Below are 21,271 nucleotides of genomic sequence, written 5' to 3'. Positions count from 1 at the left end.
AGATCCTCCATCGGTGGGGGCACTGCGGTCGGCCAACCGTACGCCCCGGCGCCGGCATACGATCAGTGCGCGATCTGTCCGCATGTGCAAATGCACGTGCATCTGCACTTGCGCCACGAAGTCGCCGGCCGGCAGAATTGCTTGATGTCGATGCGGGGCAAGCAGCTGACCGGAACGCGGACGCGGCGCCCGACCGGGCCGCACGGGCCGTCGGCGGCGGTCGCCATCCTGCTGCTCGGGACGGAGTTGCTGCTGATCAGCCTCTCGATCTGCGCCGCCGTGCTGGATCAGTCGGCCCTGGCCGTGATGGCCGGCACCGCTGCGGTCACGCTGGCCGGGGAGATCGTGCGCCGCTACCTGACGCCGCCGACGGGCGGACGCTCCGGGTTGGACGGCACGACGGACCAGGAGCCGGAGGCACCCGCACCGCCACCCGGGACCCACACCTGAAGGACATCCCGGTCGTCCATCCCGGCCCGCCCCCGGACCGACGGAGTCGAGGCGACCGCCGCGACCCGGCACCTGGCACCGCGCCCGAGCCGCCGGACCGGGCCGCCGGACCGAGCCGTCGCCCGGATCGCCTGACCGCCGGAAGCCACACCCGCGCGGCGAGGCGATGCCGCCCGGAGCTGCTGCGATGATTCGAAGGCCGGTGACGGTTCCGTCCCCTTCGTACGGCTGCCACCCATTTGATTGACAATCCATAGATGGGCATGTATCAAGGTGACACTCTTCGAAGACCAGCATCCGCGGCCCCGGTCGAGGAATTCCCCACGCCAGCCAGATCTCCAACCTGAGCCAACGGGGAGGACCCAGTGACCGGATCGAACCGACACGCCATGGACCGACGGGCGGTGCTGCGTCTGGGCGCGGGGCTCGGCGCCGGAGCCTTCCTCGCCGGTTGCAGCGTGCAGACCGGGAACGGCGGCGACGACGACGGCTCCAGTTACCCGGAGCGCTCGGTCGAGCTGATCGTGCCGTTCGCCCCGGGTGGCAGCACCGATCTGATCGCCCGGACCCTCGGGAAGGCGATCGAGAAGCCGCTCGGCCGGTCCATGGCGATCATCAACCGGGACGGCGCCGCCGCCGCCGTCGGCACCAGGGAGGTCGCCTCGGCCGAGGCCGACGGCTACAAGATCGGTTTTCCGCCCAGCTCGCTGTTCACCCTCACCCCGCAACTCGGCAAGGGCGCTGCCACCGTCTCGCTGGACGAGCTGCGGGTGGTGATCGGACTGACCGTCGAGAACATCGTGCTGGTCGCACACCGGGACTCCCCGTTCAGGACCATCGACGACGTCATCGCCCTGAAGGGGAGCGGGCGGCGGATCACGTACGGCCATTCCGGGGTGGGCACCGGGGCGTACTTCGCACAGACCGCCTTCTACAAGCTCGCCGGGCTCGACGCCACCGACGTACCGTTCGGTGGTGGCGGTCCGGCGGTCACGGCGGTGCTCGGCAAGCAGGTGGACATCGGTGCCTCCCAGCCGGCCGAGTCGATGCGGCTGGTGCAGTCCGGTGAGCTGCGCTGGCTCGGGGTGTTCAGCCAGCGGCGCAGCCCCTCGCTGCCCGACCTGCCGACCGCCCTGGAGAAGGGCTTCGACCTGACCGTCGACCAGGCCCGGTTCATCGCCGGACCGAAGTCGATGCCCGACGGTGCGGTGACCGCGCTACAGGAGGCGTTCCGGGAGGCGGTCAAGGCACCAGAGTACGACGACTTCCTGAAGAAGAACTTCATCGACCGTTTCGAGGTCGACGGCGCTGAGGTGACGAACAAGATCAGGGGTGACTTCGACCGGTACAAGGCGCTTATCGACCGGTTCGGGCTGGCACCGAAGTGAGCCGGAGCGACCCCGGCTCGGCCTCCCCACCCGACGGCCGGGCCGAGCCGGGCCCGGCGGCACCCTGCGGATCGGGCCCGGCGCTACCCGGCGGGTCAGGGCCGGCGTCCGAGGGCGGGCTGGTGATACCGGTGGAGGGCGAGCCGGGGCTGCCTGGCGACGACATACCGCCGGCCGGGCCGCTCGGCCAGCTCGTCGCGGGCGTGCTGCCGGTCGCGCTGGGCCTGGTCGCGCTCGGGTACTCGGTCACGCTCACCCTCGGCACCCCAGCCGAGGCCGGGCCCGGACTGTGGCCGGCGCTGGCCAGCCTGCTGCTGCTCGGCGCCGGAGGATGGTCACTGCTCTTCGAGCGGAAGGCGGGGACGGTCGAACGGTTCGGCCGGAGCGGGCTCGGGATCGTCGTCGGGGTGGTCAGCCTGGTCGGTTACGTGCTGCTGATCGGCCGGATCGGCTTCGAGATCTCCACCCTGCTGGTGATGGCCTGCTGGCTCAGGCTGCTCGGCCGGGAGTCCTGGCTGGTCACCGCCGTGGTCAGCAGCGCCACCACGGCCGCGCTCTACCTCCTGTTCGTCGTGCTACTGGACGTGAAGCTCCCGAGATTGGTCTTCTGAGTGGACTTCCTCGACCCCGTGCTGGCCGGCTTCGAGGTGGTCTTCACCCCGGCGAACCTGCTCTACGTGCTGGCCGGCGTGGTGATCGGCATGGTCATCGGGGTACTGCCCGGACTCGGGCCGGTCGCCACGATCGCCCTGCTGCTGCCGATCACCTACGAGATACCGGCCGAGTCGGCGATCATCATGCTCGCCGGCATCTACTACGGCGCCATGTACGGCGGCACCATCACCTCGGTGCTGCTGCGGCTGCCCGGCGAGGCGGCCACGGTCATCACCACGATCGACGGCTACCAGATGGCCCGGCAGGGGCGGGCCGGATCGGCGCTCGGCATCGCCGCGATCGGGTCCTTCATCGGCGGCACCGTGAGCATCGTCGGGCTGACCCTGGTGGCCCCGCTGCTGGCCCGCTTCTCGCTCGGCTTCGGACCGCCGGAGAACGCCGTACTGGCCGCGATGGGGATCCTGCTGGTCGCCACCCTCGGGACGGTCTCGACGGCGAAGAGCCTGGTCGCGGCCGGGCTCGGGCTGCTGCTCGCCGCGGCCGGGCCGGATCCGCTGTTCGCCTCGCTCCGGTTCACCTTCGGCAACATCAACCTGGCCGACGGCGTCGACTTCGTCGCCCTGGCGATGGGGCTCTTCGGGCTCGGCGAGATCCTCTACCTGCTCGAACACCGGGCCCGGAACCGGCTGCCGAAGCCCCGGGTCAGCAACGCCTGGCCGTCCCGGCAGGACTGGCGGCAGTCCCGGGGAGCGATCGGGCGCGGCTCGGTGGTCGGCTTCTTCATCGGCCTGCTTCCCGGCGGCGGCGGGGTGCTGTCGTCGATGGCCGCGTACGCCCTGGAGAAGCGCCGCAGCCGGACGCCGGAACGGTTCGGCCGGGGTGCGATCGAGGGTGTCGCCGGCCCGGAGACCGCGAACAACGCGGCGGCGACCTCCTCGTTCATCCCGCTGCTGACGCTCGGCATTCCGACCAACCCGGTGATGGCGCTGATCTTCGGCGCGCTGCTGCTCCAGGGCATCCCGCCCGGCCCCCGCCTGATCGACGAGAACCCGGAGGTCTTCTGGGGCGTCGTCGACTCGATGTACGTCGGCAACGTCTTCCTGCTGATCCTCAGCGTCCCGCTGGTCGGCGTATTTGTCCGGCTGGTCTCGGTCCGGGACAGCATCCTGGCCCCGATCGTGGTGACCGTGACGATGCTGGGGGTCTACACCGTCAACAACAGCACCTTCGACATGCTGCTGGTGATCTTCTTCGGGGTCGTCGGGTACCTGATGAAGAAGACCGGCTTCGAGCCCGGGCCGCTGGTGCTGGCGTTCGTGCTGGGCAGCCTGCTGGAGACGGCGTTCCGGCAGTCGATGCGGATCTTCGACGGCGATCCGACCGGCTTCCTGACCCGGCCGATCTCCGGCACCCTCTTCGCGGTCGGCGTGCTGGTCCTGCTCGTACCGGTCGGCGTCCGGCTGCTCCGGCGACGCCGCCCGGCGACGGGAAAGCCCGCCCGGGACACGGCGACCGCAGAGCCGGCCCGGGACACGGCGACCGCAGAGCCGGCCCGGGACACGGCGACCGAGGACGTGCTGGCACCAGAACAGCGGACGCCGGCAGAGGACAACGGGGCGACCGATGGCAGATCGCCGTGAGCCGGTGCCCGCGGTGGCCCGGACTGCGCCGGCCGGGCCACCGCGGACGCTCATCTACCTCGGTGTGAACTCCACCCAGTTCAGGTTCACCAGGCCGGTGGTCGGGCCACCGGTGACCGGTTGGAAGACCAGGTAGAGCCGGTGCCCGCCGGCCGGCTGCTCCACCGGCAGGGTCTGGCTCGACCAGGCGTTGTTGCCGGCCGTGGCGTTCAGCGTGGCGGTGCCGGCCAGCGGACCGGTCGGCGAGTCGAGCCGCAGCTCGACGGTGGCCCGGGGCGTACCGGCGGTGGCGGCCGAGCCGCCGGAGTAGCGGAAGGTGACCGCACTCGCGTCACCCAGGTTGATCGGGTCGAACGCGATCGCGTCACCCGCGTCGATCCCGTTGACGTGCTGGCCCCCACCGGTGTCGCTGGTGTTGGCGATCGTCACGTTCTGCTTCACCTGGGCGAACTCGGCCTGCTGCCGGGGCACCTGGATGACGACCTGCCCCACCGTGGTCAGCGCCGGCTGGCCGCCGCCGCCGAGGTCGGTGTAGGAGGCGCTGATGCCGCCGTACAGATAGCCGCCGGCATGGTCGGCGCCGTCGGCCGGGGACTGGAGGATCCCGGTGCAGCCGGTGGTCGAGCCGTGCTCGTGGCCGTGGGTGTCGTGTCCGAGTACGAAGCTCACGGTCACCCGGGAGCAGTCGACGGTGCCGTCCTCCGGGTCGGTGACCGTCACCGTGTACGGGACCGGGTCACCCCAGTCGAAGAAGGAACCCGCGATCGGGCTGGTCACCGTCACCGTCGGGGCGGTGTTGCCGACCGTGATCGTCCGGGTCAGCACCCCCGTCTTGCCGCTGGAGTCGGTGACCGTGAGCCGCGCCGTGTACGTCCCGTTCGCGGTGTACGTGTGCGACGTGCTCGGGTCGGCCGAGTCGACCGTACCGTCGCTGGTGAAGTCCCAGGCGTACGAGATGGACTCGCCCGGGTCCGGGTCGTACGAGCCGACGGCCGAGAAGTCGACGGTCAGCGGGGCCTGCCCGGAGGTGGGGCTGGCGTTCAGCACCGCCACCGGCGACCGCTTGCCCTTCACGTAACGGATCACCGAGAGCTGGGCGTCCGGGTTGGCGGTGAAGAAGCCGTCGCCGTACTCCAGCAGGTAGAGGCTGCCGTCCGGGCCGAACTCCAACTCCATCGGGTTGTCGAAGACGAAGCCGGGGAGCAGTTGCTCGACGCCGACCAGGTTGCCCCGGCCGTCGGTGCGCATCATGAAGATCTTGTCCCGGGTGAACTCGCCGAACGCCACGGCGTCGTGGTAGTACTCCGGGAACTTCGTCTCCGAGGTCGACTCCGGGTCGTAGGAGTAGATGGGTCCGCCGTGCGGGCCGACCCCGCCGGTCCCGATCACCGGCCACCTGAAGTCGCAGGTCGTCGGCGGCGTCTCCAGGTACGCCCCGGGGCACGGGGTACGCGCCTCGTAGGTGTACCGGAACTGCGGGTCCTGCACGGGCGGCAGCACCGTCCGGCCGGTGTTCCGGGGCGAGTCGTTCACCGGGGCGCCGCAGTTGAACGGCTGCCCCGAGGTGCGGGTGGCGAAGTCGTAGTCGACGTACGGCAGGTCCGGCGAGTAGCAGTACGGCCAGCCGTAGTTGCCGGCTTTGTTGGTGGTGAACCAGCGTCCGGTCCCCTCCGGCCCGCGTGCCGGGTTGGCGGTGCGGCTGTCCGGGGAGTAGTCGCCGACGTAGACCCGGCCGGCGGCGTCCACGTCGAACCGGAACGGGTTGCGCAGCCCCATCAGGAAGATCTCGGGTCGGGTCTTGTCGTCGTGGTCCTGCGCCTCCGGGAAGAGGTTCCCGTTCGGGATCGTGTACGTCCCGTTCGGCCGTACCCTGATCCGCAGCAGCTTGCCGCGCAGGTCGTTGGTGTTGCCGGAGGAGCGCTGGGCGTCGTAGCCCGGTCCCTGGGTCGGTGACTCGTTGATCGGGGCGAAGCCGTCCGAGCCGCCGGCGTTGGTGTCGTCACCGGTGATCAGATAGAGGTTGCCCCGGCCGTCGAACTTCACCTTGCCGGCGACGTGGCAACAGATGCCCCGGTCCACGTCCACCCGCAGGATCTGCTGCTCCGTGCTCATGTCCAGGTGCGGGTTCTCGCCGTCGACGAACTTGACCCGGGAGAGCTGGTTGTAGCCCCTGAACTTGTCCCAGACCGTCGGGTCGGTGCTGGTGGCCGGCGCGTCGCCCTCGTTGACGCCGGGCGTGGCCGGGTTGTCGACCGGCGTGTTCAGCGGCGGCGCGTAGTAGAGGTAGACCCACCTGTTGCTGGCGAAGTCCGGGTCGATCGCGACGGTCTGCAACCCGTCCTCGTCGTGGCTGTAGACCGGGATCGTGTTGATCACCGGGCTGGCGCCGCTGGCCGGGTCGTAGAGTCGCACCTGGCCGCCCCGGGTGTTGTGCAGCACCCGGCCGTCCGGGAGTACGGCCAGCGACATCGGCTCGCCGGGCTCGTCGTTGAGGGTCACCTTCTCGTAGTTGCCGATGATCGTGGCCCCGCAGTCGCCCTCGACCACCCCGGCCGCCCACTGGATGCCGCCGAGCAGGTGCCGGGTGAACGGCTTCGACCGGTAGGTTTCGATGGAGTGGCCGAGTCCGGTGTACCAGGAGCGACCGCCCTGGTAGTCCTTGCACCAGGCGACCGGGTGGTCGAAGCCCATGCCGCCGCCGGCGAAGCTGCGCTCGTCGGCGGTGGCGAGCACGTGCGAGACGCCCCGGACGTTCGCGGAGAAGTTGTACCACTCCTCGGTCAGGGTCAGCGTGCGCGGCACGGTCTCGGTGGACGGGTGCGCGCGGTCGGCCACCTCGACGTTGCCGGGTTCGACCGGGGAGGCGTCGGTGGCCTTCGCCCCGAGCAGGCTCTGGTAGAACGCCCAGTCCGGCTCGGTCTCGGCCGCCGCGTGCACCCCGGCGTAGCCGCCGCCGGCCTTCACGTAGGACTCGAACGCGGCCTCCTGGGCGGCGTTCAGGATGTCACCGGTGGTGTTGAGGAAGACCACCGCACGGTACTTCCCGAGGTTCTGCTCGGTGAACGCCGCCGCGTCCTGGCTGACGGTGACCCCGAACCCGTGCTCCCTGCCCAGCTCGCGGATCGTCCGGACACCGTCGGAGATGGACGCCCGCCGGACCCCGGCGGTCTTGGTGAAGACGAGCACCTGGTAGTCGCGCGGTGCCCGGACGTCGGAGCGGAGCGTGGCCGGGCCGTTCTCCCGGGCCACCAGGGTCTCGGCGGGAACGGCGCCGATGCCCGGTCCCGGGTCCGGCACGGCCGCGGCCGGTGCCTGGAGCGTCAGCGGGGCGATCGTCGCGGTCGCCGCCAGCACGGTAAGCCAGCGGCGCATGGTTCTCTGCATGGTTCCTCCGTTGGGCACACGGGCACACACGGTCCTGGTCACGGAAGGTGGGTGGGGCGCGCGCCGCCGCACCCCACCCGGAAGGTCACCGCCGGTAGATGGTCAGCTCCGACATGTTGGTGTAGCTGAGCGCCGCGAAGTCGAGCGACTGGCCGGGGTTGGCCGCGCCGCCGGGCGCGGTGTCCTGCTCCCAGTTCGCGTGCCGGAACTCCGGGTCGCCGATGGTCTGGAAGAACTGCTGGAAGTTGATGTCGCCCTCGCCGAGCGGGACCATCTCGTAGCCGTTGGCGAGCGCGCTGTTCCGGTTGCCGTCCTTGGCGTGGAAGAGCGGGAACCGCTTGCTCTGCCCGACGACGTTGAGGATCGGGTCGAACAGGTCCGTCTTCTCCCGCCCCCACCGGTCGACGTACTTCTGGTGCTTGAAGCGGGCCACGTAGGCCCAGTAGATGTCGAGTTCGAAGAAGACGTACCGGGGGTCGGTCTTCCGGAAGAAGTACTCCAGCCGGCGGGTGCCGGAGGAGCGGGTCGGCCGGCCGCTCGCGTCCAGCGGGCCGGAGTCGAGCAGGAACGAGTACGCGGCGTCGTGGTTGTGCGTGTAGAGCCGCAGTCCGCGCCGCCGGGCCTGCCGGCCGAGTTCGTTCCACACGTCCGCCGCCGCGTCCCAGTCGGCGGGGTACGCCGAGTTCGTCGGGTCGCTGCCGGTGCCGATGTTCTGCATGCCGAGGGTCTCGGCGATATCCATCTGCTGCTCGAAGGTGGCCGGGTTGATCGAGGTGTGCGTGCCGTTGGCGACCAGCCCGTTGTCGTCCAGGATCTTGCGGATCTCGGCCGGGGTGATCTGTCGGCCCAGGATCTCGGTGCTCTGGTTGTATCCGGCGAACTCCACCTCCTGGTAGCCGAGTTCGGCGATCCGGGCGAGCACCCGCTCGAAGCCGTACGGCACGCCGCTGTCGTCCGGGGCGGCGGAGATCCGGTCCCGGACGCTGTAGAGGATGATGCCCCGGCGGCGGGGCGGGATCAGCGGTTCGGCCCGGAGCTGTCCGTGCGCGACCGCGGGGGCGTCGGTGCCGAGCACGTTGGCGCCGACCGCGCTCAGTGCGGCGGCCGCGCCGGCCGAGGCGGCCAGGATGCCGCGTCGGGTGAGCCGGCGTCGCTGCGCCGGGTCCATCGGTTCGCCCTGCGTCTTCCCCATTTCCTGCACCTTCCCGGGCGGCGATACCTCCACCACCCATGCTTGGATCGATTCAACAGGTCCTCGGTGCGCAACCCGGACAGCTCGCCGGGTGCCGCGTGAAGTGGTCGACGATGGGGCGCGCTCACGTGCCACGCGTGGCGCGCGGGGATCTGCGTCGCGGCCGTGGCGGGGCCGGACACCTGCCTCGTTCCCGCTCCGGGTGGCCGCCCGGGGCGGGATTATGACGATCGCTGGTCGTCTCTGTTACGAATAGACACACGCTAGAGGCTGCGCGGCGAGAAGAAAAGAGCAGAGCTCGGCAACTTTGGTCGCTGTCTACAAAAGTTCGTTGCTTGTGGCGGAAAGTAACTGTCGAGTGTGGTCGAACCGGCCGTCTCCGCTTCGACGGCGAGCAGAGCGCTCGGAGCCGGGTTCTCAGAAGTAGGTGCGCAGCAGATCGACCACGACGTGCCCGTCGTCGACCACCGGGAGTACCCGCCACCTGTCGAAGGCGCTGCACGGGTGGGAGATGCCGAAGCAGACCAGGTCGCCCGGGTCCAGCTCGACGCCGGGCGGCACCGCCAGATAGCCGTGGTGGTCGTTTAGCCGGCTGACCGCCAGCCCGCGGCCGGGCCGCAGCTCGCCGCCACGCCGCCGGACCAGCAGCGGCACCGGCAGGCCCTCGTCGTACGGGGCGTCCCGCTTGCCCATCCCGACGATCGCCAGCCCCGGCTCCGGAGTGGAGGTGACCTGCGCCCAGAGTTCCAGGGCCGGGTCGAGAAAGCCCTGGCCGGCGATCCGCCGGAACGGCGTGTGCTCGGCGTAGAAGCCGTGGTCGTGCGTGACGTAGGCGCCGCTGCGCAGCACCACCCGCAGGTCGTACCCGGGCAGCCAGTCGCCGCCGAGCACCTCGGCCACCAGGTCGAACCAGGCACTGCCACCCGCACTGACCAGCACCTCCGGGCCGACCAGCCCACGCCGGGCCAGCTCGGTCGCCGCCGCCCGGAGCCGCCGCAGGTACGCCGAGACCGCCGCGCCGTCCGGCAACCCGCCCTCGTAGCCGGCGACACCGTGCAGGCGTACCCGGGTGGCGGCGGCGACCGCCTCGGCGACCTCGACCACCTGCTCGACGCTGCGGCAGCCGGCCCGGCCACCGGGGAAGCCGAGTTCGACGAGTACCCGCAGCGGGACGCCGGCCGGCTCCTCGGCCAGTGCCGCCTCGGCCGCAGCGACGCCGGCGACCGAGTCGACGAAGAAGTACGCCTCGAAGCCCCGGTCGGCCTCGCGGGCCAGCCAGCGCAGCGGCGCCGGGTCGAGCAGCTCGTTGGCGAGCAGCACCCGGGGCACGCCGAGGGCGCGGGCGACGAGCACCTGGTTGGCGGTGGCCATCGTGATCGCCCAGGCACCGGCGGAGAGCTGGGCGCCGAGCAGCGAGGGGGCCATCGTGGTCTTGCCGTGCGGGGCGAACAAAAAGCCGTGCCGGGCACAGAAGTCGGCCATCGTGCCGACGTTGTGCGCGACGGCGGAGCGCCGGACGGCCAGCACCGGCCAGCTGACGGCCCCGCCGAAGAGGGAGTGTCCGGCGGCCGCGAACGCCGCGTCCGGGACCGGCCCGTCGGGCTGCCAGAACCCCTTGGCCCGCCAGTCGAGCGCGGCTCCGTCGAGGTGGTGGTGCACCGGCTCGCTCCCCCGTACCGCTCCGGACGTGGCTCACTGTCGGCTGCCCAGCCTACCGAGGTCGGGTACGCCGGCTCATCCGCCCGCACCGCACGGTCCAAGATCGGGTCTGCGACTTGATCATCCAATCTGGAACAATGCTGGCCGGGTCCGGCGCCGTGCCGGGCCGATCGTCTGATTGGAGCATCCGTGCCGGTTACCGCCGACCTCGCCAAGCTGGTCGACAAGGACTACCAGGACAAGAGCGTCGCCGAACTCGTCGACGCCCCGGTCGCCGCCCTGGCCGGGGTCAGCGAGCGCGCCGCGACCCACCTGAAGGAGGCGCTGGGCATCAAGACCATCGGCGACCTCGGCCGCAGCCAGTACTTCCGGACCGCCAGCGCGCTTGTCGCGCTCGCCGACGACAAGTAGGCGGCACAGCCGGCCGGCGGCGCCCAGGGCACGCCGGCCGGCTGCTGCGCCGCTCCCCTGCATGCTGACCAACCGTCAACTTCCGTACCAGTGGAAAGGCAGAACCTCTTGTCGATACCTCGAACCGTGCCCGGCTCGTCGCCGACTCCGGCACCCACCACGAGTTCCCGCCGCTCGATGATCCGTGGCGGCGGTCTCGCCATGGCCGGTCTGGTGGGCGTCACCGGCGCCGCGGCGGTGGACCCGGCGCCAGCGTCGGCCGCCGCCGTCGGGCCGTGGGAGTACGTCGCGCCCGGCGGCTCCATCCAGGCGGCGATAAACGCCGGCGCCACGGCCATCCAGCTCGGCGCCGGCAGGTACACAATCGCCGCGCCGATCGTGCCGACCCGGGGCTGCATGCTCCGTGGCGTGGGCCGGCTCACCGAGATCGTCGCCTCGTCGACGATGACCGCCATGATCGAGATCGGCCAGGGCCGGGCCACCGACGGCGTCTACGTCGGAGACCTCGTCCTGGACTGCCAGCAGCGGGCCAGCACCGGGATCGACGTGCACATCGTCGGCACCGACGGCAACTACAAGGGCGAGCCGGACTCCATGTGCCGGCTGGACAACATGTGGATCTACAACCCGGTCCGGGACGGTGTCGCCTACCGGGGCACGGACACCCAGGCCACGGTCTCCAGCCGGCTCCGGGTGCGCGGCGCCGGCCAGTACGGCTTCATGATCGACGCGCCGGACAACTGGTGGCACGCCTGCGAGGCGACCACCCGCGACTCCACCGGGGCGAACGCCGGCTTCTACGTCGGCGCCAACGCCGCCAACAATTTCTTCCAGGTGTGCAAATCGTGGTACACGAGGGGCTACGGCTGGCACGTCCGGGCGAACCGGAACAAGTTCGTCGGGTGTGAGGCCCAGGACACCAGACTGCACGGCTGGTACGTCGAGTGGGACCGGAACACCTTCGTGGGTTGTGTCGCCGACACCGCCGCGATGTACGACGTCCAGGGCACCGCCGACACCGCGGACGGGTTCTACGTCGTCGACGGCGCCGCCACCTCGATGGTCGGTTGCCAGGCGTTCGACCGGAAGCCCGGCGGCCGGGCCGCGCAGCAGCGTTACGGCTTCAACGTGCCGGCCACGATGGTCAGCGGCGGACGGCTCGTCGCGGCGACCGGATGGGACAACACCACCGGGCTGATCCGGCAGCGGTAGGGCGACCGACCGCCGGACCTTCCCGGCGGTACGTCCGGTTGCGAGCGGGCGTCCGGGCTGGTTGATTGAGGCCAGCCCGGACGCTCCGCGTCGAACTCGCCATCCGGGAGGTGGGGTGGAGGTCTTTCTGAGCTGGTCCGGCCCGGAGGCCCATCAGTTGGCGCTGCTGCTGCGCAGGTGGTTGCCACAGGTGATCAACGAACTCGCCCCCTGGGTCTCCTCGGAGGACATCTCGAAGGGTGAGTTGTGGGACCGGGTGCTCACCGAGAAACTCGGCGGCCACCAGGGGATCATCTGCGTGAGCCGCCGCAACATGAATTCGGCCTGGCTGAACTTCGAGGCCGGCGCCCTGGCCAAGTCGGTGGGACAGTCGGCGGTCCGTCCCCTGCTGCTTGACCTCGCGGCGACGGAGTTACAGGGACCGCTCGCCCGCTTCCAGCTCACCCGGGCGGACGACCGGGCCGAGATGCGCCGGCTGCTCGACTCGCTGAACCGGAGCTGCTCGCGGCCGATCCCGGACAACCTGCTCGGCGAGACGTTCGGCAACGCCTGGCAGAGCTACCACGACGGCCTACGGCAGATCCTCGACGCCGGCACCGCTCCCGAGGTGGCGCCCCGGGGCGCCGACGACATGATTACCGAGGTGCTCGAACTGGTCCGGGACATCCACCGGACCGCCGTGACCGGCGTCGGGTCGGCCCACCCGGAGGACGAACGGCTGCCCCGGATCGAGTTCGGCGGCGAGTCCCGGGATGGCTGACCAGGCGGCTCCGGCGGCGAGTCCCGGGCGGCTTGACCCACCCTGCGTCGGTCAGACGCCGTGCAACCGGAGGTACGCCTCGACGCCGACGCCGCTGTCCCGCAGCCAGTCGGCGAGCCCGGCGAGCCGGGCGGGGCTGTTCTCCAGCGGCGCCGCGATCCGCGCCGCGTCCTCGGCACCGAGCCCGGAGAGTCGGCTCCGCAGGTAGTAGAGGCTCTCCTGCTCGGTGAAGCTGCCGATCTCGACGACCGACCCTCCGGTCCAGGTCGTGCTCCGGGTGGTGACCAGCACGTGCCCCGGTCCCGCCGGCAGGTAGGGCTCGGTCCCGGCCCGGTCGCCGGCCCGGTCCAGCACCAGCAGCCACCGGGAGTACGGCTCGCCATTCCGCAGCGCGTCGATCGCCGCTTTCACCCGCTCGTTCGGGTCGGCACGCATGGGCGTCGTCACGCCGAGTCGCTCGGCGAGCAGCGCCAGCGATGCCGCGATCCCGTACGGCTGCCCGGCGGCAATCCACCAGACCACGTCGTAGTCGGGGCCGAACCGGTGCACGTACTCCAGCGCCACCTCGGTCTTACCCAGCTCCTCGGCACCGGTCAGCACTTGCGGCACCGTCGAGCCGCCGTGCACCAGGCCGGCCCGGAGCGCGTCGAGCGCGGCCTGCCTGCCGACGAAGTGTGGATTCCGGGGTGGCGCCTCGAAGATCGCCGGCTGGCGAAGCGGATAGCGCGGTCCGTCCGCCCGGGTCGTAGCCGCTGCCCGCACCGGGTCCCCGGTCTCACCTGAGGCCCCCGGCCGACCGGAGTCGGCGGGAGTGTCGGGGTCGGTGGGCGCCGCCGGGACCGTGCTCGACAGCGGGCCGACCGAGGTGAGCAGCAGCGCCCGCGCCTGCTCCGCCGAGTCGATGGTCAACTCGACCGGTGCGCGCCCGTCGAACGGCGGGGCGAGCACCACGCCGTCGATCCGCACCGGCAGCAGGAACCGCGAGCCGGCCTCCTCGGCCGCGTCGGCCGCCTGCCACAACTGCCCGGCTGCCGGGCAGGCCAGGAAGGCGACCGAGAGCAGCGGGACGACCCGACCGACCCCGGCCAGCATGGCGCGCATCCCGTCGAAGTCCCGGAAGAGCGGGTCGACCGGCAGCCGCACCACGTCCAGTCCGGCATCGCGCAACTGCGCCGCCACCCACTCCCCCCACACCTGGTCGGCGACCGCGTGGCAGAGCAGCAGGGTGGGCGACTCGGCCGGGGTGGGACGCTCGAACTCGCGCAACCAGCGCAGCCGCGCCTCCTCGTCCATCGCCGGCAGCCCGCTGACCCGGCCGTCGGTCAGTACCCCGGTCAACCGCTCGTACGCGGCCAGCAGCGAGTCCGGCTGGTCCGGCGGGTCGCCGAACGGGGCCAGGATCTCCTCGTGCGCGTAGTCAGGGACGTACGGGATTTCGACCGTCTCCCAGTACCTGCCGAGTTCGTCCGGCGGCAACTCCTGCATGAACGGCCCCAGCAGCAACCGGGCGTACGCCCGGCTGACCGCCACCTTCGCGGCCGTACTCCGCTCCACCCGCATCGGCACCGGCACGATCCGGACGGGGTGCGGACCGCGGTGGTTGGCGACGTACCGGGCCACCAGCACCGCGCCCTCGATGCTCTGGGCGTTCATCGCGAAGCAGTTGACCAGCACGTCGGGCATCAGCACGGTGCAGATTCCGGCGGTGTCGCTGAGTCCGGTACGGCTGTCGATCAGCACCACGTCGTAGTTGTCCAGCATGTCGCGGCGCAGCGCCGACAGGAACGCCCCGCCGCCCTTGCGGGTGTAGAAGTCGTCCCAGTCGAAGGTGCTGATCGTCTGCGAGTAGCTGCCGTCCTGCACCCCGGCCGGCAGGAAGTCGATGCCTCCGTCGCCGGGGAACGCCCAGTCGAGCGAGACCGCGTAGTCCAGGACGTGCGCGTGTTCGCTGATCCGGTGCTGCACCGCCGGATCGACCACCGACACGCCGGCCGTCGACGACCCCGCCGGTGCTGTCGCCGACGAACCGGCGAAGAGTGTGATCATGTCGATGACGCCGCGCGAGTGGCGCAGTTTCTTGTCCAGCAGGAACGGGTGGAAGTACCGGTGCAGGCCCGGCGCCTCCAGGTCCCAGTCGACGGCCAGCACCCGCAGCCCGTTGCCGGCCAACACCCAGGCGGTGTTCGCCACCGCCATGGACCGCCCGGTACCGCCCTTGTAGGAGTAGAAGGTGATGATCTGCGGCGGTACCCCAGTCGGCTCACTGGGTCGGGAACTCGACTCGGCCATCGTCGCCGGCCTCAGGGGCCTTCGACGATCGGTCGCTGGCCACCGGCGTACCGGAATTCCTGGTCCACGCCGAGCACCCGGTTCCGGGCCACCTCCAGCACCACCTCCAGGTCGGCTTCGAAGGCCGGCCGGCTGAGGATGCTGGGCCGGAACAGCACGTCGTCGCCGAGCACCAGTTGCCGGGCGAAGATGCTGCGCAGCGAGTCGGAGAGCTCGCGGGCGTGCGCCTGGGTCTCCGGGTCCTGGTGGCTGCGTGGGACCAGGACGGCCAACACCTGGCCGGGGTCGTCCGCCCGGTCGGCGAAGCTGACCAGGACCTGCCGGCACGCCGGGACCCGGGTGGCCCACGGGTCGACGACCAGCACGGTTATCGCGCTCTCCGGCCGCTGCTCGGAGACCTCTCCGACGTGGTCGTCGCCGGGTTCGATTCTGTCCAGCAGTGGTTCGAACCGGCGACGCACGGCAACACTCTGGGCGATCCTGCCGATCGGCTCGGTCGTCTCCGGCCCGTACGGCGCCCAGTCCAGTGCGGACGACCCGTACCCGCCGAGGCGCTGCCGGAGCGACGCCGCCTGCTCCCGGTCCGGGGCCACGACGACGAACCTGACCGGACCGACGTCTGCCGGTCCCCTTCGCCTGCCCAGTAGGCCCCGACCCTGCGGCGGCCCGGCCTCGGCGCCGAGCACCGTGCCCGGCACCCTGGCGCCGAGCACCGGGGGCGGCGGTTCGACGTCCCCTCCCGGTGGCCCGTCGTGGAACGCGCTCGGCACCTGGTGGAAGTCGACCCGGTGCGGCCCACGGGGCAGCGGTTTGCCGGTCGACACCTCGGCGATCCGCTTGGCGAGGAAGTAGAGGAACTCGCGGTAGCCGTCCTGGTTGCGGGAGAGCCGCATGAGCTGGCGCAGCCCGTCCCGGACGTACGCCTCGGGCAGCCTCGCCTCGAAGTACTGGTACTGGGCGACCGCCGGCGGCACCACCCGGGGTGGCAGCCACAGGATCGGGAAAAGCGCCCCCGGCGGCGCGCCGTGGTGGCGCTGGTGCTCGACCATCCGGTCGGTGAAGATCTGCCACTCCCTGCCGCATACCTCGCTGCGGAGATAACGCGGGGAGAGCAGGGCCACGAAGGTCTGGGCCTCGGCGAGCGCACCCGTCAACTGCGGCGACCAGGGTGCGCCGAGTTGGATGCCGCGTGTGTCGACGAATCCGACCGTCTCGTCACGCGGCAGTCCGAGGAGCAGCCGGAGTTCGTCGGAGAGGTCCAGGAAGAACCGCTCGACATAGGGGTCGTCGTCGCTGCGGGCGTAGCTCAAGAAGAAGACCAGCACACGCCCTCCCATCCGCGACACCGCGCGGCAGGCAGCGAGTATATCGACCCGGCACGGATCCGGGCCGGACGCGCCACGGTGGCACGTCCGGCCCGGAGTCCGGTCCCGCGGGTCACCGGACCGCTATGCCGGCGCCGCCAGGCCGAGCCGGGCAGAACCCGGCACCGGCGCACCGGTCCGGGCGGTGCCCTTCGGTGGCTGCGCCGTCACCAGGTGCCGGGCGTACGCCTCGGTGGTGAAGAAGGCCGGCAACTCCTCGCCGAGCGCCGTCCGCACCAGGATCCCGGCCGCTCTGCTCGTCCGCTCCCGGTCCGCGACCGGCCGCTCCGCGTGCAGCTTCGCGACCTCCTCGACCAGGATCGACCGGACCAGTTCCTCGGTCACCCGGCCGCCCTCGGCCAGCGGCGTCGCGTGGTGCAGCCACTGCCACAGCTGGCAGCGGGCGATCTCGGCGGTGGCCGCGTCCTCCATCAGGTCGAAGATGGCCGCCGCGCCGGTGCCGCCGAGCCAGGCGTCGAAGTAGCGCAGTGCCACCGCGACGTTGCCGCGCAGTCCGGCTGCGGTGACCCGGCCCGGGGTGCGGTCCACCGAGAGCAGGTCGTCCGCGCCGACGGTCACCTCGGGGCGGAGTCGGTCGAGCTGGTGCGGCCGGTCGCCGAGGACGGCGTCGAAGGCGTCCCGGCAGACCGGGACCAGCCCGGGGTGGGCCACCCAGGAGCCGTCGAACCCGTCGGCCGCCTCCCGCTCCTTGTCCGCCCGGACCCTGCCGAGCGCTACCGCGTTGACCTCCGGGTCCCGGCTCGGGATGAAGGCCGCCATCCCACCGATCGCGTGCGCGCCGCGCCGGTGGCAGGTCCGGACCAGCAGTTCGGTGTACGCCCGCATGAACGGCACCGTCATCGTCACGTCACCCCGGTCCGGCAGTACGAAGTCGTCCCGCCAGCCGAAGTTCTTGACCATGCTGAAGATGTAGTCCCAGCGTCCGGCGTTCAGCCCGGCGCAGTGCTCGCGGAGTTCGTAGAGGATCTCGTCCATCTCGAACGCGGCGGTGACGGTCTCGACCAGCACGGTGGCCCGGATGCTGCCCTGCGGGATGCCGAGCCAGTTCTGCGCGAACCGGAAGACGTCGTTCCAGAGCCGGGCCTCGCGGTGGCTCTCCAGCTTCGGCAGGTAGAAGTACGGGCCGCTGCCGGCGTCGAGCTGCCGCTGCGCGCAGTGCAGGAAGTAGAGCCCGAAGTCGACGAGGGTGGCCGAGATGGCCCGCCCGTCGACCACGATGTGCTTCTCCACCAGGTGCCAGCCGCGCGGCCGGACCACGATTGTGGCGAGGTCGTCGCCGAGGGCGTAACGCTTGCCGCCGGGGGCGGTGAAGTCGATCCGCCGGTCGATCGCGTCGAGCAGGTTGAGCTGGCCGCCGATCACGTTCTCCCAGGTCGGTGCGAGCGCGTCCTCGAAGTCGGCCAGCCAGACCCGGGCGCCGGAGTTGAGCGCGTTCACCGTCATCTTGCGGTCGGTCGGGCCGGTGATCTCGACCCGCCGGTCGAGCAGGCCGGGTGCCGGCGGCGCCACCCGCCAGGTCGGGTCGGCCCGGATCGCCTCGGTCTCCGGCAGGAAGCCGGGAAGCTGGCCGTCGGCGTAGCGGGCGCGGCGGGCCCGCCGGGTGTCCAGCAGGGCCACCCGGCGGGCCGCGAACTCGCTGTCGAGCGCGACCAGGAAGTCCAGCGCCTTGGGGCTGAGGATCTCGTCGTACCGCTCGCGGAGCGGACCGGTGACAACTATCCGCATCAGAACTGCTCCTCCTCGGTCGAACCGCGCAGCGCGGTGGTCTCGGCGGCCGGGTTCAGCACCGTGCTGACCAGGTCGAAGTAGCCGGTGCCGACCTCCCGCTGGTGCTTGACGGCGGTGTAGCCGTACGCCTCGGCGGCGAACTCGCGCTCCTGCAACGACACGTACGCCGGCATCCCGTCGGTGGCGTAGCCCCGGGCCAGGTCGAACATCGAGTAGTTCAGGGCGTGGAACCCGGCCAGGGTGATGAACTGGAAGCGGTAGCCCATGTGCCCGAGTTCCCGCTGGAACTTGGCGATGGTGGCGTCGTCGAGGTGCCTGCGCCAGTTGAACGACGGCGAGCAGTTGTACGCCAGCAGCTGGTCCGGGTACACCGCCTTGATCTCCTCGGCGAACCGGCGGGCCACCTCCAGGTCCGGGGTGCTGGTCTCCATCCAGAGCAGGTCGGCGTGCGGGGCGTAGGCGAGTCCCCGGGCGACGCAGGCGTCCAGCCCGTTGCGGACCCGGTAGAAGCCCTCGGCGGTCCGCTCCCCGGTGACGAACGGCTGGTCCCGCTCGTCGACGTCGGTGGTGAGCAGCGTCGCCGCCTGGGCGTCGGTACGCGCGATGATCACCGACGGCACTCCGGCCACGTCGGCGGCGAGCCGGGCGGCGTTCAGGGTCCGGACGTGCTGCCCGGTCGGCACCAGTACCTTGCCGCCGAGGTGGCCACACTTCTTCTCCGAGGCGAGTTGGTCCTCCCAGTGCACCCCGGCCGCCCCGGCGGTGATCATCGCGGTCATCAGCTCGTAAGCGTTCAATGGTCCGCCGAAGCCGGCCTCGGCGTCGGCGACGATCGGGGCGAGCCAGTCGATGCCGCCGTCGTCGCCTCCGGTGCGGCCCTCGGCGGTCTCGATCTGCCCGGCGCGCAGCAGCGCGTTGTTGATCCGGCGCACCACCGCCGGCACCGAGTTGGCCGGATAGAGGCTCTGATCCGGGTAGGTCTGCCCGGCGAGGTTGGCGTCGGCGGCGACCTGCCAGCCGGAGAGGTAGATGGCCTTCAGTCCGGCCCGGACCATCTGCACGGCCTGGTTGCCGGTGAGCGCACCGAGCGCGGGGACGAAGTCCTCCCGGTGCAGCAGCTCCCAGAGCCGCCGGGCGCCCCGGTCGGCGAGGGTGTGCTGTTCCTGTACGACGCCGCGCAGCCGGACGACCTCGTCCGCGCCGTAGGTCCGCTCGACGCCCCGCCACCGGGGGTCGGTGGCCCATTCGGTACGCAACCGCTCTGCCGGCGTGCTCATGGAATTCTCCTCCGAGGGTTCGGGTCGACAAGTCGATTACTCGCCGTCCATCAGGACATGTCGAAACTGTGGCACGGTGGCCGCAGGCGGGTCGAGATACGGAAACAGCCAACTATTGAAAAGTCGCAGCGCCATTCTGCGAAGTTGCTAATTGACTACTTCACAGCTGTGTTAATGTGACGGGACGCATCGCGGAGGGAGGCGCCGTGACCAAGACGTTCGCGGGTGCGCGGCTGCGCCGGCTGCGCGAGGAGCACGGCATCAACCAGATCGAGCTGGCCCGGCAGCTCGCCATCTCGCCCAGCTATCTCAACCAGATCGAGCACGACTCCCGCCCACTGACCGTCCCGGTGCTGATCCGGATCACCGAGGTCTTCGGCGTCGACACCGCCTACTTCGCGCCGCACGACACACCCCGGCTGGTCGCCGAGCTGCGCGAGGCGCTGCCGACCCGGGCCAGCCTGCCCGACCTCACCGAGCTGGCCGGCAAGCTGCCCGAGGTGGCGGAGGCGGTGATCGACCTCTACCGGCGTTACCGGCAGGTCGACGACCAGCTCGCCGAGATGGCCGGCGACCGGGACCTGGTGCCCGGCCGCAGCCCGCACGACCAGGTGAGCGACTTCTTCTACCGGCGGCAGAACTACGTCCCGGAGCTGGACGAGGCGGCCGAGGCGCTGGCCGCGCAGATCGGAATCCGCCGGGGCGAGACCCGGGCCGCGCTTACCGACCGGCTGGCCGGCCGGCACGGTGTCCGGATCGTCCGGCAGGATCCGGACTCGCTCGCCGGTGACCTGCACCGCTACCGGCCGCAGACCCGCACCCTGCACCTGTCGACGTCGCTGCGCTCGGGCCAGCGGGCGATCCGGATGGGCGCCCAGATCGCGTTGCTGGAATTCGCCGACGTCATCGACGAAATCATCGAGGAGGAAAGCGTCCCCGACCTCCAGACCCAGATTCTCATGCGGGTCGGATTGGCGAACTATTTCGCCGCCGCGCTTATTCTGCCGTACCGTGAATTCCTCACCGCGGCCGAGACGATGCGCTACGACATCGAGCTGCTGACCGACCACTTCGCGATGGGCTGGGAGAGCGTCTGCCACCGGCTGAGCACCCTGCAACGGCCGAGGGCGCGCGGGGTGCCGTTCTCGTTCGTCCGGGTGGACCGGGCCGGCAACATGTCCAAGCGGCAGTCCGCGACCGGTTTCCCGTTCTCCCGCTCCGGCGGGACCTGTCCACTCTGGAACGTCTACGAGGCGTTCGGCGCACCGGGCCGGGTGATGACCCAGGTCGCGTCGATGCCCGACGGCCAGCGTTACCTCTGGATCGCCCGCACCGTCACCCGGCACCACGGCGGCTACGGCCAGCCCGGCAAGACCTTCGCGATCGGGCTGGGCTGTGAGACCCGGCACGCCGGCCGGCTCGTCTATTCCGCCGGGATGGACCTGCACGCCACCGAGGCGGCCACCCCGATCGGGCCGGGCTGTAAGACCTGTGCGCGGATGACCTGCCCGCAACGGGCCGCCCAGCCGATCGGCCGGCAACTCGACCTGGACGAGAACCGCAGCACCTTCATCCCGTACCCGCTCGTGGAGCAGGACAGCTAGTCCACAGGGGACACCCTGCGGATTCGCAGAGAACTCCGCAGCGCAACGGATCGGCGCCCGACTGTGACGGAGTCGCGCGGCTTCGGTCGCATGCTCGACAGAAGGTGGACGGTCCCGGCAACGCTGCGGACTCTTGGCCCTAAGTCGACCGAGACCGGCATGGTGCACCGGAGCCGAGGCGGCTGGTCCGCGCCGATCGCGGACGTCCACGGGGGATCCAGACTCGACGTACGCACGTTCCGTCGTCGTGCCTACGTACGTGTCACGCGCCTTCCTC

The 21,271-nt window shown here is 71.0% G+C and carries 15 protein-coding genes; 8 read left to right on the top strand and 7 right to left on the bottom strand.

Features of this window, described 5'->3' with window-relative positions; all coding sequences use genetic code 11:
* The first annotated feature begins 144 nt into the window (after positions 1–144).
* From ACN28A_RS26310 to ACN28A_RS26295, 4 genes are all read left to right on the top strand, one after another.
* Positions 145–450: a hypothetical protein gene (locus ACN28A_RS26310; RefSeq protein ID WP_421399207.1), complete on the top strand. Its 306-nt coding sequence runs from the start codon at positions 145–147 to the stop codon at positions 448–450.
* A gap of 365 nt (positions 451–815) precedes the next feature.
* Positions 816–1,838 (top strand): tripartite tricarboxylate transporter substrate binding protein, encoded by a 1,023-nt coding sequence (locus tag ACN28A_RS26305; RefSeq protein ID WP_421399204.1) that lies wholly within the window; start codon positions 816–818, stop codon positions 1,836–1,838.
* A 122-nt stretch (positions 1,839–1,960) separates the two neighbouring features.
* Positions 1,961–2,449, top strand: coding sequence for a tripartite tricarboxylate transporter TctB family protein (locus ACN28A_RS26300; RefSeq protein ID WP_421399201.1), 489 nt, complete (start codon positions 1,961–1,963; stop codon positions 2,447–2,449).
* A complete protein-coding gene (locus ACN28A_RS26295; protein WP_421399200.1) occupies positions 2,450–4,093 on the top strand; it encodes a tripartite tricarboxylate transporter permease in 1,644 nt (547 codons plus the stop codon).
* Positions 4,094–4,147: 54 nt separating this feature from the next.
* Here the strand turns inward: ACN28A_RS26295 and ACN28A_RS26290 are convergent, their stop codons facing one another.
* The 3 genes from ACN28A_RS26290 to ACN28A_RS26280 all read right to left on the bottom strand — a co-directional run bounded on the left by ACN28A_RS26290 (position 4,148) and on the right by ACN28A_RS26280 (position 10,328).
* Positions 4,148–7,477 (bottom strand): ThuA domain-containing protein, encoded by a 3,330-nt coding sequence (locus ACN28A_RS26290; RefSeq protein ID WP_421399197.1) that lies wholly within the window; start codon positions 7,475–7,477, stop codon positions 4,148–4,150.
* Between the two features lie 85 nt (positions 7,478–7,562).
* Complete coding sequence (locus ACN28A_RS26285) at positions 7,563–8,669, bottom strand: sugar phosphate isomerase/epimerase family protein (protein WP_421399194.1); 1,107 nt, start codon at positions 8,667–8,669, stop codon at positions 7,563–7,565.
* Positions 8,670–9,086: 417 nt separating this feature from the next.
* Positions 9,087–10,328, bottom strand: coding sequence for an alanine racemase (locus tag ACN28A_RS26280; RefSeq protein WP_421399191.1), 1,242 nt, complete (start codon positions 10,326–10,328; stop codon positions 9,087–9,089).
* Between the two features lie 189 nt (positions 10,329–10,517).
* Between ACN28A_RS26280 and ACN28A_RS26275 the strand changes: the two genes are divergently transcribed.
* The 3 genes from ACN28A_RS26275 (at position 10,518) to ACN28A_RS26265 (ending at position 12,711) form a co-directional block, all read left to right on the top strand.
* Complete coding sequence (locus tag ACN28A_RS26275) at positions 10,518–10,739, top strand: hypothetical protein (RefSeq protein WP_421399189.1); 222 nt, start codon at positions 10,518–10,520, stop codon at positions 10,737–10,739.
* A 108-nt stretch (positions 10,740–10,847) separates the two neighbouring features.
* Positions 10,848–11,951, top strand: coding sequence for a hypothetical protein (locus ACN28A_RS26270; RefSeq protein ID WP_421399187.1), 1,104 nt, complete (start codon positions 10,848–10,850; stop codon positions 11,949–11,951).
* Between the two features lie 115 nt (positions 11,952–12,066).
* On the top strand, positions 12,067–12,711 hold the full coding sequence (locus tag ACN28A_RS26265; protein WP_421399185.1) for a hypothetical protein: 645 nt from the start codon (positions 12,067–12,069) through the stop codon (positions 12,709–12,711).
* A gap of 51 nt (positions 12,712–12,762) precedes the next feature.
* Here ACN28A_RS26265 and ACN28A_RS26260 read toward each other — a convergent pair whose 3' ends face one another.
* From ACN28A_RS26260 to aceA, 4 genes are all read right to left on the bottom strand, one after another.
* Entirely contained in the window at positions 12,763–15,000 is a 2,238-nt protein-coding gene (locus ACN28A_RS26260; RefSeq protein ID WP_421399183.1) for a KGGVGR-motif variant AAA ATPase, read from the bottom strand.
* Positions 15,001–15,011: 11 nt separating this feature from the next.
* Entirely contained in the window at positions 15,012–16,337 is a 1,326-nt protein-coding gene (locus ACN28A_RS26255) for a TIR-like protein FxsC (protein ID WP_421399181.1), read from the bottom strand.
* Between the two features lie 111 nt (positions 16,338–16,448).
* Positions 16,449–18,110 (bottom strand): malate synthase A, encoded by a 1,662-nt coding sequence (aceB, locus tag ACN28A_RS26250; protein WP_421399179.1) that lies wholly within the window; start codon positions 18,108–18,110, stop codon positions 16,449–16,451.
* Positions 18,110–19,390, bottom strand: a complete 1,281-nt coding sequence (gene aceA, locus ACN28A_RS26245; protein WP_421399177.1) for an isocitrate lyase — start codon at positions 19,388–19,390, stop codon at positions 18,110–18,112. The genes aceB and aceA overlap by 1 nt, the downstream gene beginning before the upstream one ends.
* Before the next feature lie 206 nt (positions 19,391–19,596).
* Between aceA and ACN28A_RS26240 the strand changes: the two genes are divergently transcribed.
* Entirely contained in the window at positions 19,597–20,994 is a 1,398-nt protein-coding gene (locus ACN28A_RS26240; protein ID WP_421399175.1) for a short-chain fatty acyl-CoA regulator family protein, read from the top strand.
* The last annotated feature ends 277 nt before the right edge of the window (positions 20,995–21,271 follow it).

It is taken from the genome of Plantactinospora sp. WMMB782 (assembly GCF_049179135.1).
Taxonomy (GTDB): domain Bacteria; phylum Actinomycetota; class Actinomycetes; order Mycobacteriales; family Micromonosporaceae; genus Plantactinospora.
The sequence above is the reverse complement of the archived record's forward strand: the minus strand, read 5'-3'. Positions and strand labels throughout refer to the sequence as shown.